11 protein-coding genes and 1 pseudogene are annotated in these 14,142 nt (G+C 66.6%); 6 read left to right on the forward strand and 6 right to left on the reverse strand.

What is annotated here, in order from left to right:
- Nucleotides 1-112: 112 nt before the first annotated feature.
- A pseudogene (locus VEI45_RS00390) lies at nucleotides 113-2,002 on the forward strand (DEDD exonuclease domain-containing protein); the annotation flags it as partial.
- Here the strand turns inward: VEI45_RS00390 and trpD are convergent.
- The gene (gene trpD, locus VEI45_RS00395; protein WP_324848998.1) at nucleotides 1,940-3,028 is read right to left on the reverse strand and encodes an anthranilate phosphoribosyltransferase; all 1,089 of its coding nucleotides are present in this window, start codon (nucleotides 3,026-3,028) and stop codon (nucleotides 1,940-1,942) included. The pseudogene VEI45_RS00390 and the gene trpD overlap by 63 nt on opposite strands.
- Before the next feature lie 173 nt (nucleotides 3,029-3,201).
- Between trpD and VEI45_RS00400 the strand changes: the two genes are divergently transcribed.
- The 4 genes from VEI45_RS00400 to VEI45_RS00415 all read left to right on the forward strand — a co-directional run bounded on the left by VEI45_RS00400 (nucleotide 3,202) and on the right by VEI45_RS00415 (nucleotide 7,616).
- The gene (locus tag VEI45_RS00400) at nucleotides 3,202-3,813 is read left to right on the forward strand and encodes a heme-copper oxidase subunit III (RefSeq protein WP_324849000.1); all 612 of its coding nucleotides are present in this window, start codon (nucleotides 3,202-3,204) and stop codon (nucleotides 3,811-3,813) included.
- A 29-nt stretch (nucleotides 3,814-3,842) separates the two neighbouring features.
- A complete protein-coding gene (locus VEI45_RS00405) occupies nucleotides 3,843-4,676 on the forward strand; it encodes a cytochrome c (protein WP_324849002.1) in 834 nt (277 codons plus the stop codon).
- A gap of 70 nt (nucleotides 4,677-4,746) precedes the next feature.
- Entirely contained in the window at nucleotides 4,747-5,922 is a 1,176-nt protein-coding gene (locus tag VEI45_RS00410; protein WP_324849004.1) for a ubiquinol-cytochrome c reductase iron-sulfur subunit, read from the forward strand.
- Nucleotides 5,919-7,616 (forward strand): cytochrome bc complex cytochrome b subunit, encoded by a 1,698-nt coding sequence (locus VEI45_RS00415; protein WP_324849006.1) that lies wholly within the window; start codon nucleotides 5,919-5,921, stop codon nucleotides 7,614-7,616. Before VEI45_RS00410 ends, VEI45_RS00415 begins: the two co-directional genes overlap by 4 nt.
- 7 nt (nucleotides 7,617-7,623) lie before the next feature.
- On the opposite strand, the gene VEI45_RS00420 is transcribed toward VEI45_RS00415, so the two are convergent.
- From VEI45_RS00420 to VEI45_RS00435, 4 genes are all read right to left on the reverse strand, one after another.
- The gene (locus tag VEI45_RS00420) at nucleotides 7,624-8,241 is read right to left on the reverse strand and encodes a DUF2561 family protein (protein ID WP_324849008.1); all 618 of its coding nucleotides are present in this window, start codon (nucleotides 8,239-8,241) and stop codon (nucleotides 7,624-7,626) included.
- The gene (locus VEI45_RS00425) at nucleotides 8,241-9,155 is read right to left on the reverse strand and encodes an MmpS family transport accessory protein (protein ID WP_324849010.1); all 915 of its coding nucleotides are present in this window, start codon (nucleotides 9,153-9,155) and stop codon (nucleotides 8,241-8,243) included. The genes VEI45_RS00420 and VEI45_RS00425 overlap by 1 nt, the downstream gene beginning before the upstream one ends.
- 184 nt (nucleotides 9,156-9,339) lie before the next feature.
- Complete coding sequence (locus VEI45_RS00430; protein WP_324849012.1) at nucleotides 9,340-9,759, reverse strand: cytochrome c oxidase subunit 4; 420 nt, start codon at nucleotides 9,757-9,759, stop codon at nucleotides 9,340-9,342.
- Between the two features lie 9 nt (nucleotides 9,760-9,768).
- Entirely contained in the window at nucleotides 9,769-10,845 is a 1,077-nt protein-coding gene (locus VEI45_RS00435) for a cytochrome c oxidase subunit II (protein WP_414687366.1), read from the reverse strand.
- Nucleotides 10,846-11,021: 176 nt separating this feature from the next.
- Here VEI45_RS00435 and asnB point away from each other — a divergent pair, with 176 nt between their 5' ends.
- Nucleotides 11,022-12,974 (forward strand): asparagine synthase (glutamine-hydrolyzing), encoded by a 1,953-nt coding sequence (asnB, locus tag VEI45_RS00440; RefSeq protein ID WP_324849014.1) that lies wholly within the window; start codon nucleotides 11,022-11,024, stop codon nucleotides 12,972-12,974.
- A 71-nt stretch (nucleotides 12,975-13,045) separates the two neighbouring features.
- On the opposite strand, the gene VEI45_RS00445 is transcribed toward asnB, so the two are convergent.
- Nucleotides 13,046-14,038 carry a carbohydrate kinase family protein gene (locus VEI45_RS00445; RefSeq protein ID WP_324849017.1) on the reverse strand — a complete coding sequence of 331 codons (993 nt, stop codon included), beginning with the start codon at nucleotides 14,036-14,038 and terminating at the stop codon, nucleotides 13,046-13,048.
- Nucleotides 14,039-14,142 lie beyond the last annotated feature (104 nt).

Genomic DNA, 14,142 nt, shown 5'->3' on the forward strand with positions numbered 1-14,142 from the left:
GCCTTGGCGCCACGTTAACCGCGGGCACCGACATGTCTCGCCCGCGCCGTTGGGTGCGACGCGCCGCGGGAGAATCCGCGCAGTGTCGGTGCGACTGCTTAACGTCGCGGCCGTGGGCACGTCCGCTGCCGAGCAGCTCAGCCTCCCCGACCTGGACGGGGCTGCCGAAATGTCGCTGCGCGAGATCACCTTCGTGGTCGTGGACCTGGAGACCACCGGCGGGCGCATGACCGCCGGTGACGGAACGGCTGCCGACGCCATCACCGAAATCGGGGCGGTCAAGGTACGTGGCGGTGTGGTACTGGGCGAGTTCGCCACCCTTGTCGACCCGCAGCGCAGCATCCCGCCGCAGATCGTGCGGCTGACCGGCATCACCACGGCGATGATGTGCGCCGCACCGACCATAGACGCGGTGCTGCCGATGTTTTTCGAATTCGCCCGCGGAGCGGTGCTAGTAGCTCACAATGCCAGGTTCGATATCGGGTTTTTGCGGGCCGCCGCCAACCGTTGCGGTATGCGATGGCGGCGACCGGAGGTGCTGTGCACCGTTCAGCTGGCCCGCAGGGTGCTCAGCCGCGAGGATGCCCCCAGCGTGCGGCTGGCAGCGCTGGCGCGGCTGTTCGCGGTGGCCAGCGAGCCCACCCACCGGGCACTCGACGACGCGCGGGCCACCGTCGATGTGTTGCACGCGCTCATCGAGCGAGTGGGCAATCAAGGTGTGCACACGTACGCCGACCTGCGCTCGTATCTACCCAACGTGACGCCCGCCCAGCGACGCAAGCGAGTGCTGGCCGAGGGATTGCCGCGTCGGCCCGGGGTTTACCTGTTTCGTGGACCGGCGGGCGAGGTGCTCTACGTCGGCACCGCAATTGATTTGCGGCGCAGGGTAAGTCAGTACTTCAACGGCTCAGATCAGCGCACTCGGATCAGGGAGATGGTCGCGCTGGCAGGCGCCGTCGAGCACGTCGAATGCGCACACGCGCTAGAAGCCGGTGTCCGCGAACTGCGGATGCTGGCCGCGTATGCCCCGCCGTACAACCGCCGGTCGCGATTCCCGCACCGCTGGTGGTGGGTGGTGCTGAGCGACGAGGCCTTCCCCCGATTTTCGGTCGTGCGAACGCCGCGCCACGATCGCGCCGTCGGGCCGTTCCGCTCCCGCGCCGACGCCGTCGACACCGCCGCGCTGCTGGCCCGGTTCACCGGCGTGCGCACCTGCACCAAGCGGCTGGCCCGTTCGGTGCTGCACGGACCGGCCTGCCCGCAGCATGAGGTCGCGCCGTGTCCCGCGGCTCGCGATGTGACCGCCGGCCAGTACGCCGCGGCGGTCGCTCGTGCCGCGGCGTTGATCGACGGTCTGGACAACACGGCGTTGGCCACTGCCGTCCAGCAGATCGGTGGCCTCGCCGAGCGTCAGCGCTACGAGAGCGCTGCCCGGCTACGTGACCATACGGTGGCCGCGGTGGAGGTGCTCTGGCACGGCCAGCGCCTGCGTGCGCTCGCAGCGCTGCCGGAGCTGGTGGCCGCTGCCCCCGACGGCCCCGATGGTCGGGGCGGCTGGCAGCTGGCCGTGATCCGCTACGGCCAGCTCGCCGCGGCAGGCAGTGCCCGCCGCGGGGTGCCGCCGATGCCCGTCGTCGACGCCATCCGGGCAGGCGCGCAGGTGGTCCTGCCGCAGTCCGCCCCGCTGGGCGGCGCGCTGGTGGAGGAGACGGCGCTGATCGCGCGCTGGCTGGCCGCGCCGGGAGTGCGCATCGTGAGTGCCACCGGCAACGACGATGCAGAGCGAAGCGATGAGGTGGGGGCACCTCGCAAGATCACCGGCTCCGACGAAGCCACCGGCTGGTGTTCGCCGTTGGGGTCCGCGGGGCCGTGGGCCGGGTGGGCCGCGTCGGCACGCTCGGCGCGGGTCGCCGCCGAACAAGCCGTGACCAGCTGGGACTCAGAGCTGCTGGCCGAACCGCACCCATCGCGCGAGCAGCTGTTCGGCCGCGCCGCTGTCGATCGCGTCGGTAGCGCGGCTCAGCCCGTCTTCCCACGCCGGCAGCCACTCGGCGCGGCTGGATAGCCCGGCGTGTGCCACGATCGCGCCCGCGGCGTTGAGCACGACGGCGTCGCGCACCGGGCCCCTGGCGCCGGCAAGCACCGAGCGCGCCTCCGCCGCGTTGGCCGTCGCATCGCCGCCCAGCAAGTCATCAAGATCGGCGCGAGCGAACCCGAACCCGGCGGGGTCGAATGTCAGCTTGTCCACGGTGCCGGCCCGCACCCGCCAGATCGTGCTGGTCGTGGTGGTGGTGAGCTCATCGAGGCCGTCGTCGCCGTGTACCACCAGAACGCTGGACTGGCGAGCGGCGAAGACCCCGGCCATCACCTCGGCCAGGTCGGCGAACGCGCAGCCGATCAGCCCGGCTCGTGGTCGCCCCGGATTGGTAAGTGGCCCAAGGAGATTGAAGACCGTCGGCACGCCGACTTCACGTCTTGCCACCGACGCGTGCCGGTACGAGGGATGAAACTGCGGCGCAAAGCAGAACCCGATCCCCACTTCGGCGACACTGCGTGCGACGTCGTCGGGATCCAGATCGATGCGCACCCCCAGCGCCTCGAGGGTGTCGGCACCGCCGGCAAGCGAGGAGGCCGCCCGGTTGCCGTGCTTAACCACCGGCACGCCGGCCGCCGCCACCACGATCGCCGCCATGGTCGACAGGTTGACGGTGCTGACCCCATCGCCGCCGGTGCCGACCACATCGACGGTGTCGGTTCCGATCTGTTCGGTGGGCAGCCGACGTGCGTGCTGCAGCATCACGTCGGCCAGCTCGGTGACCTCTGCAGCTGTCGGAACCTTCATCTTGAGCGCTACGGCGAAGGCTGCGATCTGCGCCGGCGTCGCGGACCCGGTCATGATCTGCTCCATGGCCCAGCCGGCTTGTCCGCGTGGCAGGTTCTGCCCCGCGGTCAAAGTCGTGAGGACCCGCGGCCACGACAGCACCTCGTCCGGGGGCCGCTGGGACGACCCGGAAGATGACACCGCCACACCGCAGATGGTCCCATGGTGATTGCCCGCGCGGCGCAGCCGGGCGCAGCGGGTCGCCACACCAGAGCCCGGCCGATCGCAGCCGGGCGCAGCCGGCGGATCCAGGTGAATTCCGCTCGCCAATTTCCGCCCCGGGTGGAGGTCGACAACTACAAAGCGTCATACTTGCGGATGTGACGAGTGCGGTAGGGACCTCGGGTACTGCTATCACGGCGCGCGTACATTCGCTCAACCGCCCCAACATGGTCAGTGTCGGCACCATAGTCTGGCTTTCCAGCGAATTGATGTTCTTTGCCGGGCTGTTCGCGTTCTACTTCACCGCGCGCGCCCAGGCCGCCGGGAACTGGCCGCCCCCGCCGACCGAGCTGAACCTCTACCAGGCCGTCCCGGTCACGCTGGTGCTGATCGCCTCATCGTTTACCTGCCAGATGGGGGTCTTCGCGGCCGAGCGCGGCGACGTGTTCGGGCTGCGCCGCTGGTATGTGCTCACCTTTGCGATGGGATTGTTCTTTGTCCTGGGACAGGGCTACGAGTACCGCCACCTGATGAGCCACGGCACCACCATCCCCAGCAGCGCATACGGCAGCGTCTTCTACCTGGCCACCGGCTTCCACGGACTACACGTCATCGGCGGGCTGATCGCGTTCATTTTCCTGCTGGCCCGCACCACGATGAGCAAGTTCACGCCGGCGCAGGCGACCGCCTCGATCGTCGTCTCCTACTACTGGCACTTCGTCGACATCGTGTGGATCGCCCTGTTCGCCACGATTTATTTCATCCGATGACCAGCGCGCGTGAGAACAGGAGTGCTCGGTTGAAAAGACTGGGGTTGACCCGATCGCTTAATGACCGGGCGCGGCGTCGCCTGCGTCGTCGTTTGTCGGCGGGACTGCTGCTGTTGGTGGCACTTTCGGCGGCCGGCGGGCTGGCCGCGGTCTTGACCCCCAGCCCTCAAGTGGCTGTCGCCGACGAGTCGTCCTCGGCACTGCTGCGCACCGGCAAGCAGCTTTTCGACACCTCGTGCGTGACGTGCCACGGCGCGAACCTGCAGGGCGTTCCGGACCGGGGACCGAGCCTGATCGGCGTGGGCGAGGCAGCGGTCTACTTCCAGGTGTCTTCCGGCCGGATGCCGGCGATGCGCGGAGAGGCCCAGGCGGCCCGCAAAGACCCGATTTTCGACGGCCCGCAGGTCGATGCGCTGGGTGCCTACGTGCAAGCCAACGGCGGCGGCCCCACCGTGGTGCGCAACCCCGACGGCAGTGTCGCGATGCAATCGCTGCGCGGTGACGACGTTGGCCGTGGCGGCGACTTGTTCCGGCTCAACTGCTCGTCATGCCACAACTTCACCGGTAAGGGCGGCGCGCTGTCGTCGGGCAAGTTCGCGCCCGACCTGGAGCCGGCCAACGAGCAGCAGATCCTCGACGCCATGCTGACCGGTCCGCAGAACATGCCGAAGTTCTCCGACCGTCAGCTTTCCTTCGATGCCAAGAAAGACATCATCGCCTACGTGAAATCCGTTACTGAGGAACACAGTCCGGGCGGCAACGGCCTGGGGGGGTTCGGCCCCGCCCCCGAGAGCATGGCGATGTGGCTCATCGGGATGGTCGCCATCATCGGAGCGGCACTCTGGATCGGATCACGATCGTGACCGCCGCGACAACGAGAGGAGTAGCGATGAGGTGGGGATACCTCCCGCTCGCGGGGGAGAGCGGCGCCCAATGACCGACGCCAGCGGACCGCCCACCGACGCCGAACTGAACGCCATGTCGCGCGAGGAACTCGTTGCGCTGGGCGGCCGGATCGACGATGTGGAAACCGTCTACAAGGAACCGCGGTGGCCGGTAGCCGGCACCAAGGCCGAGAAGCGAGCCGAGCGCCAGGTAGCGACCTGGCTTTTGCTGGGTGGGTTCTTCGGGTTCGCGCTGCTGCTGGTTTTCTTGTTCTGGCCATGGGAGTACAAGTCGCACGAGGAGCACGGCAGCTTCTTGTACTCGCTGACCACCCCGCTCTACGGCCTGACGTTCGGGCTGTCGGTTCTGTGCATCGCCGTGGGCGCGGTGCTGTTCCAGAAAAAGTTCATCCCCGAAGAGATTTCGATCCAGGACCGCCACGACGGCGCGGGCTCCGGGTCGCGTGAGATCGACCGCAAGACCGTGGTCGCCAACCTGACCGACGCTTTCGAGGGTTCGACGCTGCGGCGTCGCAAACTGATCGGCCTGTCACTGGGCGTCGGGCTCGGCGCGTTCGGGCTCGGCACCCTGGTGGCATTTGCCGGCGGTCTGATCAAGAACCCGTGGAAACCGGTGGTGCAGACCGCCGACGGCAAGAAAGCCGTGCTGTGGACATCAGGCTGGACCCCGCGCTACCACGGCGAGACCATCTACGTGGCCCGGGCCACCGGCGAAAGTCTGGGAGCGCCATTCGTCAAGATGCGGCCCGAAGACATCGATGCCGGCGGCATGGAGACGGTCTTCCCGTGGCGCGAGTCCGACGGTGACGGCACCACGGTGGAATCACACGAAAAGCTGACAGCCATCCTGACCGCCGTCCGCAACCCGGTGATGTTGATCCGCATCAAGCCCGCCGACATGTCGAGAGTGGTGAAGCGCAAGGGTCAGGAGAGCTTCAACTTCGGTGAGCTGTTCGCCTTCACCAAGGTCTGCTCGCATTTAGGTTGTCCCTCTTCGCTTTACGAGCAGCAGTCCTATCGCATCCTGTGCCCGTGCCACCAGTCGCAGTTCGACGCATTGCATTACGCCACACCGATTTTCGGGCCGGCCGTGCGCGCGTTGGCACAGCTGCCCCTCACCATTGACGCCGACGGGTATCTCGTCGCCAACGGCGATTTCATCGAGCCCGTCGGACCGGCATTTTGGGAGCGCACAACATCATGAGTCCGAAACTGAGTCCGCCTAAACCGCCCAAGATCGGCGACGTCCTGGCCCGTCAAGGCGAGGACATCGACTCGCGCTATCACCCGTCGGCTGCGGTGCGCCGCCAACTCAACAAGGTCTTCCCGACGCACTGGTCGTTCCTGCTCGGCGAGATCGCGATGTACAGCTTCATCATCCTGCTGTTGACCGGTGTCTACCTGACGCTGTTCTTCGACCCCTCCATGAACGACGTCACCTACAACGGCGTCTATCAGCCGCTGCGCGGCGTGCAGATGTCGAAGGCCTATGCGTCGACGCTCGACATCAGCTTCGAGGTGCGCGGCGGCCTGTTCGTCCGCCAGATCCATCACTGGGCTGCGCTGATGTTCTCCGCCGCGATCATGGTGCATTTGGCCCGCATCTTCTTCACCGGCGCGTTTCGGCGGCCCCGCGAAACCAACTGGGTTATCGGTTCGCTCTTACTGATCCTGTCCATGTTCGAGGGGTATTTCGGCTACTCGCTGCCCGACGATTTGCTGTCCGGCATTGGGCTGCGGGCCGCGCTGTCCTCGATCACGTTGGGTATGCCGGTGATCGGCAGCTGGTTGCACTGGGCCCTGTTCGGCGGTGACTTCCCCTGTGGCGGTGCGGGGGACGACTGCACCGCGGCGGGCTACATCATCCCACGCCTGTATTCCCTGCACATCCTGCTGATACCCGGCATCATGCTGGCGCTGATCGGCGCGCATCTGGCAATGGTGTGGTTCCAGAAGCACACCCAGTTTCCTGGACCCGGCCGCACCGAGCACAACGTCGTCGGCGTGCGGGTGATGCCGGTGTTCGCGGTCAAATCCGGCGCCTTCTTCGCGCTGACCACCGGCATTCTCGGCCTGATGGGCGGCCTGCTGCAGATCAACCCCATCTGGAACCTCGGGCCCTACAAGCCATCTCAAGTCTCAGCAGGCAGCCAGCCGGACTTCTACATGATGTGGACCGAAGGCCTGGCCCGTATCTGGCCGGGGTGGGAGTTCTACATCGGCCACCACACCATTCCGGCAGTGGTCTGGGTCGCGATTATCATGGGCCTGGTTTTCGCGCTGCTGATCGTCTATCCGTTCCTGGAGAAGGTGTTCAGCGGTGACCGCGCGCACCACAACCTGTTGCAGCGCCCGCGTGATGTGCCAGTGCGGACCTCGATCGGCGCCATGGCGATCGCCTTCTACATGGTGCTCACCCTGAGCGCGATGAACGACGTCATCGCGCTGAAATTCCACATCTCGCTCAATGCGACGACCTGGATCGGGCGCATCGGCATGATCGTGCTGCCGCCGATCGTCTACTTCATCACCTACCGGTGGGCTATCGGCTTGCAGCGCAGCGACCGCGCGGTGCTCGAGCACGGCATCGAAACCGGCATCATCAAACGGCTGCCGCACGGCGCCTACATCGAACTGCACCAGCCACTGGGCCCCGTCGACGACCACGGCCACCCGTTGCCGCTGGAATATCAGGGCGCCCCGGTGCCCACCAAGATGAACAGACTCGGCTCGGCCGGCTCCCCCGGCTCCGGCAGCTTCCTGTTCGCCGACCCCGCCTCCGAGGACGCCGCACTCTCCGAAGCCCACCACGCCGCCGAGCAACGCGCCCTCACCGCACTGCGGGAGCACCAGGACGGCAGCAACGGCTCACCGAACGGCCAGAACGGCCACCACTAGCGGGAGCTTATGCGGCAAGCGTGCGGCGTAGCTGCCGCACCTGTAGCCACGGGGCCACCGGCATGATCAGCGTGACGAATCCGGCGATCCCGTAGCTGGTCCAGGAGAAGGCATCGTGGCCGATGGCCATCAGGTAGGTTGCCGCCGCAACCGCGAGCAGCGCCACCCCCATGGTGCCCACCAGAGCGGCGGTGCCACGCAGCCAGACGCGGTCCACCGCCGCGTCCGGCAACGCCGACCGTAACGTGGTCAACCGCTCGGTACGGCCCTGCCGGGTCACGGTCGATACGGCCGTGTGCCCACTCGCCGTGCGTGCCGATACCCTCGCCGATCGCGCGACTGGCCCATCCCGGGTGGTGCGCCGGGCGCGCAGCAGCATCGGGATCGCCGCGAGGATGACCAGCGCGGAGATCACGATGATGGCGTAGAGCACCGACGAGGTGTGCGGATTTCCTCTTGGATCGTGGAAGCCCCGGCCCAGGTCCATCAGGGCGACGATGGCGGCCACGCTCATCCCCACCAACGCCAGCCAGACGGCCGCGCACGCCCCGACCAGGATGCGGTCGGCGGTATCCGGCGCGATCCTGCTCCGCGCGCCCCACACTTGCGAGTACCGGTCGACCATCAGCAGTTCGTCTGCGGTTGGTTGTTCTCATTCGACGACAACACCTTGCCGTCGCTGGTGGTGATCGAGCAGTTGAGCTTGCTCAACCGCAGCAAGCTGGACGCCTCGATCGAACCGACGTCGGACGTTGAGATCGGTGTGAGTGTGATCGTCCACGGGATATACACGTTGTTCAGGATCCGTCGCATTCCGGAGGCGTCGGTGTAGGTGATCGTGATCTGGTCGAACGGCGCCTTGGTACCGGTCACCGAATAGGTGACCTGCCGAGGTGTGGCGGGAGCAGGAGCGCCGCCAGGCGGCGGGGCGGCTGTGCCCGGCGCCGGCGGCGCCGGAGCCGGAGCCGGAGCGGGCGGCGGGGGCGCCGGAGCCGGAGCGGGCGGCGGCGGTGGCGGCGGGGCCTCGCTGGTCGGCGGAGGCGGTGGCGGCGGCGCCTCGCTGGTCGGCGGCGGAGGCGCGGGTGGCGGCGTTGTGACGATGATCTCGTCCTGCTGCGGCGGCGTCGACGTGGGCGCGGTGCTGGGCGTGGCCAACTGGTTGGTGTCGGTGCGAACGAACAGCAGCGACATGGATACCACCAGGGCGATCGCCGCGCCAATTGCGGCGACGCCGACGATCCACGGCCAGCGCGGCGTGGTGGCTTCCTGATCGGCTAACTCGTCGTAGCTCTCGTAGTCGTAGAGGTCGAGGTCGGCCGGCACATAGGGGCCGCTGGTGACGTGTTCGGACTCCGGCGCCGAATACGCCCGGGAGTAGATATCGGTCTGGGCCGTCTCGGCGTCCTGCTCGATCCGCTCCCCCGCCAAGCCTTCGCCGAATTCGCCGCCGCCCGCCTCGAATTCGCTGTCGCCTTCGCTGGGCTCGACGCCTGGTTCCAGTTCTTCGGACTCCGGTCCTGGTGGATTGGGCCCGCTCATGTCTGCCTGTCCTGTCCGACTACTTCACCGGCGCGCGCAGCACCGGGGCTGTGTCGTTGAGCGCGCGCTCTGATGTTCCTCATTGTGCCTTGCGAAACCCTACCCAACCGGTGCCTGCGCGGCATTCTCGGTGAACGGGTCACGGATCAACTGATGCCCTGATTGTGACCTTCGCCGGCGCCGACTAGTGCTTCTCCGGACCGAGGTAGTACTCGAAGACCAACCCGGCCGCCGAACTCAGGATGAACACCACACCGGCGACGATCAACCACGGCAGCCACAACGCAATGCCAACCGCTGCTACCGAGGCCGACAGCGCGACCAGAATCGGCCACCAGCTATGCGGGCTGAAGAAACCCAGTTCACCTGCGCCGTCGCTGATCTCAGCGCCCTCGTAGTCCTCGGGACGGGTGTCGAGCCGGCGCGCAACGAAACGGAAGAAGGTCGCCACGATCAGCGCCATCCCCGAGGTCAGCGCGAGCGCCGTCGTACCCGCCCACTCGATGCCGCCCGTGGCGAACAAGCTGCTCAGCACGCCATAAAGCACCGCACAGAAGACGAAGAACGCGGCCACGAATTCGAACAGCCTGGCTTCGATATGCATTGGGGCTTCCTAGTTACTCGCTTGGGGCGCATGCTCGCCGCGGCGGGTCTCGAACGGATGCGTGGTCACCGCGAGCGGCGACTGGGCGATCGCCTGCAAGGCCTGGGCATTGGTCTTTCCGGCGATCCGCTGCTGCAGGTAGGCCTTGAAGTCGTTGGGCTGCACCACCCGGACCTCGAAGTTCATCATCGAGTGATATGTGCCGCACATCTCAGCGCACCGGCCGACGAAGGCGCCTGTCCGGTTGATTTCAGCGACCTGGAAGACGTTCACCGAATGGTTTTCATGCGGAAAGGGCATCACGTCGCGCTTGAACAGGAACTCCGGCACCCAGAATGCGTGGATGACGTCAGCTGATGCCAGCTGGAACTCGATTCGCTTGCCCGCAGGCAGCACCAGTACCGGGATCTCGGTGCTGGTGCCCACCGTCTCGACCTTGTCGTAGTTCAGATAGCTGCGGTCTTCCATGTTGATTCCATGGTCGGGACCGGGAAGCTCCTCGCCCTGCTTGTTCCGGGCTTCCGACTTGGCAACCACCGCTGCTTTGCGGACCGGGTCGGTGCCGTCGTATTTGAGCGTGCCGTCCTTGAAATCGACCTTCTGGTAACCGAACTTCCAGTTCCACTGGAATGACGTGACGTCGACCACGACCTCCGAGTCGGAGGCCAGGCGCAGCATCTTCTCCTGCACCACCACGGTGAAGTAGAACAGCACCGAAATGATCAGGAACGGCGTCACGGTAAGCACCAGCTCCAACGGCATGTTGTAGCCGAACTGGCGCGGCAATTCGGTGTCGGTGGCTTTCTTGCGGTGAAACGCGCTGGACCAGAAGATCAGGCCCCAGACGACGACGCCGACCACCAGCGACGCGATCACTGCGCCGATCCACAGCTGCCGGTTGAAGTCGGCCTCCGGGGTGATGCCCCTCGGCCAGCCCATGCCCAAGACCTCCGACCAACTGCATCCGCTCAGCGTGGCCGCTAGCATGCCCAGCACGGCGGCCAGCACCGGCAGCCGAAGCCGGCGGGAGCCTGCGAAGCGGCTTCCCAACAAGCCCGGCGAACGGCCTGGTCCGCGAGGTGTCACTGTGGCGCCTCCTGAATCACAAGCTGGACCGACAGCAAGCATGTCGAATACTACGCAGCGTAGACCACGCCGCGCAGTGAAGCCGTGCCGGAGTCCCCGCGTCGGGCGCTGCCTGACCGGCTCAGCCGCGACCTGCGGCAGCGCCGAGCCCACCGCGGTGCGGCATACTTGGCGCGATGTGTGGACTGCTGGCCTTCGTGAGTGCTGCGGCTGGCGGTGATTCGTTGGATTCGGCCCGCGATACGGCCGATGCCGTGGCTCACGCATCGCACCTGATGCGCCACCGCGGACCCGACGAGCCGGGCACCTGGGCCGATCCGGCCAGGACTGTCGTGTTCGGTTTCAACCGGCTGTCCATCATCGACATCGCCCATTCGCATCAACCGCTGCGCTGGGGGCCGCCGGAAAGTCCCGGCCGGTATGAGTTGGTGTTCAACGGCGAGATCTACAACTACCTGGAGCTGCGGGCCGAGCTCGCCGAGCGCCACGGCGCCGTGTTCGCCACCGACGGCGACGGCGAGGCCATCGTCGCCGCCTATCACTATTGGGGCGCCGGCGCCCTGACCCGGCTGCGGGGCATGTTCGCCTTCGCGCTGTGGGACAACGTCGCGGGCGAATTATTCTGCGCGCGCGACCCTTTCGGCATCAAACCGCTGTTCATGGCGACTGGGACCGGTGGCACGGCGGTAGCCAGCGAAAAGAAATGTCTCCTGGAACTGGCCGACCTGATCGGATTCGACACCGCAATCGACTTGCGCGCTGTACAGCACTACACGGTGCTGCAGTATGTGCCCGAACCGGAGACCCTGCATCGCGGCGTGCGCCGGCTCGAGTCCGGCTGTTACGCGCGGATTCGTCCCGGCACGGCCGCACCGGAGACCACCCGCTACTTCGTGCCGCGCTTCACCGCGACACCGATCACCCGGGAGACCGAGCAGGCCCGCTACGAGGAGATCACCGCGGTCCTGGAGGACTCGGTGGCCAAGCACATGCGCGCCGACGTCACCGTTGGCGCCTTTCTGTCGGGCGGCATCGACTCGACGGCGATCGCGGCGCTGGCCATCCGGCACAACCCCCGGCTGATCACGTTCACCACCGGGTTCGAGCGTGAGGGATTCTCTGAGATCGACGTCGCGGTGGCGTCGGCGGAGGCGATCGGTGCGCGGCACGTCGCCAAGGTGGTCGCTCCCGACGAGTTCGTCGCCGCCTTACCCGAAATCGTTTGGTATCTCGACGAGCCGGTGGCCGACCCTGCGCTGGTGCCGCTCTTCTTCGTCGCCCGCGAGGCTCGGAAGCACGTCAAGGTGGTGCTGTCCGGGGAGGGCGCCGACGAGCTTTTCGGCGGCTACACCATTTACCGAGAGCCGTTGTCGCTCAAGCCCTTCGACTACCTGCCCGGCCCGCTGCGGCGTTCGGTGGGCAAGATGTCCAAACCGCTGCCCGAGGGCATGCGCGGCAAAAGCCTGCTGCACCGCGGATCGCTGACGCTCGAAGAGCGTTACTACGGCAACGCCCGTAGCTTCTCCGACGCGCATTTGCGCGACGTGCTGCCCGGGTTTCGCCCCGACTGGACGCACACCGACGTGACGGCGCCGCTGTACGCCGAATCAGCGGGCTGGGACCCGGTAGCCCGCATGCAGCACATCGACTTGTTCACCTGGTTGCGTGGCGACATTCTGGTCAAGGCCGACAAGATGACGATGGCAAACTCGCTGGAACTGCGGGTGCCGTTTCTGGATCCCGAGGTGTTCGCGGTCGCATCCCGACTGCCCGTGCAGGCCAAGATCACCCGCACCACTACGAAGTACGCGCTGCGGCGCGCACTGGAGCCCATCGTTCCGCCGCATGTGCTCAACCGGCCGAAACTGGGCTTCCCGGTACCGATCCGGCACTGGCTGCGTACCGGCCCGCTGCTGGAGTGGGCGCATGAAATGGTGAACTCCTCCGCAACCGACCAACTGATCGACGTATCCGCTGTTCGCCGGATGCTAGACGAACACCGTTGCGGCACAACCGATCACAGTCGCAGGCTGTGGACGCTACTGATCTTTATGCTGTGGCACGCGATCTTCGTCGAGCACAGCGTGGTGCCGCAGATCAGCGAGCCGTCCTACCCGGTGCAGCTATGAGTGCCGAGCGGTCCCCCGCAAGCGGGAGGTGCCCCAGCAAAGCCCCCGACACGCCGGGGCGGCAAGGGCTTTTACGCCTGCTCGGCAGGCTTGGCCAGTAAGGCGCTGATCTCGGTGGCAGCGTCGTCGCCGTAAGCATTCGCTAAACGCGTCTTGGCGACTTCGCGATCCCACTTCCACTCCTGAGTCCCGGTCGACTCCAGCACTAGCACGGCCACCAGTGATCCGAGCTGAGCCGAGCGCTCCAGGCTTAGCCCGGCAGTACGGCCGGTCAGGAAACCGGCCCGGAACGCGTCGCCGACGCCGGTGGGGTCGGTCTGGCTGGTCTCGGGCACCACGCCGACGTGGATGGTCGTGCCGTCGCGGTCCACGATGTCGACGCCCTTGGCGCCGAGCGTGGTCACCCGCAGGTCGACCTTCTCCAGCACATCGGCCTCCGACCAGCCGGTTTTGGACAGCAACAGCTCCCACTCGTAGTCGTTCGTGAACAAGTACGCGGCGCCGTCGATGAGCTTGTTGATCTCGTCGCCGGACAGCCGGGGCAACTGCTGCGACGGGTCGGCGGCGAACGCCAGGCCGAGCTTGCGGCACTCCTCGGTGTGCACCACCATGGCGTCGGGGTCATTAGCCCCGATGATGACCAGGTCCGGCTTGCCGATTGATGAGACGACCTCGGCGAGCTTGATGTTGCGCGCCTCTGACATCGCACCCGGGTAGAACGACGCGATCTGGGCCATCTCGAGGTCGGTGGTGCAGACGAAACGCGCGGTATGCGCGGTTTGTGAAACCAAGACGTGGTCGGTGTTGACGCCGTGGGCCTGCAGCCAGTGGCGGTAGTCGGCAAAATCGTCGCCGGCCGCGCCGACCAGGGCAGCGTCGCCGCCGAGAACCCCGATGGCGTAGGCGATGTTGCCGGCGACACCGCCGCGGTGGATCACAAGGTCGTCGACGAGGAAGCTGAGCGAAACCTTCTGCAGGTGATCGGCGAGCAGCTGTTCGGAGAACCGGCCCGGGAACCGCATCAGATGGTCGGTTGCAATGGAACCGGTCACCGCGATCGTCACGAAAAATCCACCCTTCGTTCGTAAGTTCGGCTAGCTAAGCTTACCCACGGGTGGTGGCCGCCGCTGCGGCGCGGGGCGAGGGCCGCTAGCCTCCAAAGGGAGAA

Origin of the sequence: Mycobacterium sp. (assembly GCF_035623875.1) — a bacterium.
Taxonomy (GTDB): domain Bacteria; phylum Actinomycetota; class Actinomycetes; order Mycobacteriales; family Mycobacteriaceae; genus Mycobacterium.

Excerpts from the sequence above, each read along its gene's own strand:
- VEI45_RS00410 (WP_324849004.1), top strand. The coding sequence starts at position 4,747 with ATGACCGACGCCAGCGGACCGCCCACCGACGCCGAACTGAACGCCATG.
- VEI45_RS00415 (WP_324849006.1), top strand. The coding sequence starts at position 5,919 with ATGAGTCCGAAACTGAGTCCGCCTAAACCGCCCAAGATCGGCGACGTC.
- VEI45_RS00420 (WP_324849008.1), bottom strand. The coding sequence starts at position 8,241 with ATGGTCGACCGGTACTCGCAAGTGTGGGGCGCGCGGAGCAGGATCGCG.
- VEI45_RS00425 (WP_324849010.1), bottom strand. The coding sequence starts at position 9,155 with ATGAGCGGGCCCAATCCACCAGGACCGGAGTCCGAAGAACTGGAACCA.
- VEI45_RS00430 (WP_324849012.1), bottom strand. The coding sequence starts at position 9,759 with ATGCATATCGAAGCCAGGCTGTTCGAATTCGTGGCCGCGTTCTTCGTC.
- asnB (WP_324849014.1), top strand. The coding sequence starts at position 11,022 with ATGTGTGGACTGCTGGCCTTCGTGAGTGCTGCGGCTGGCGGTGATTCG.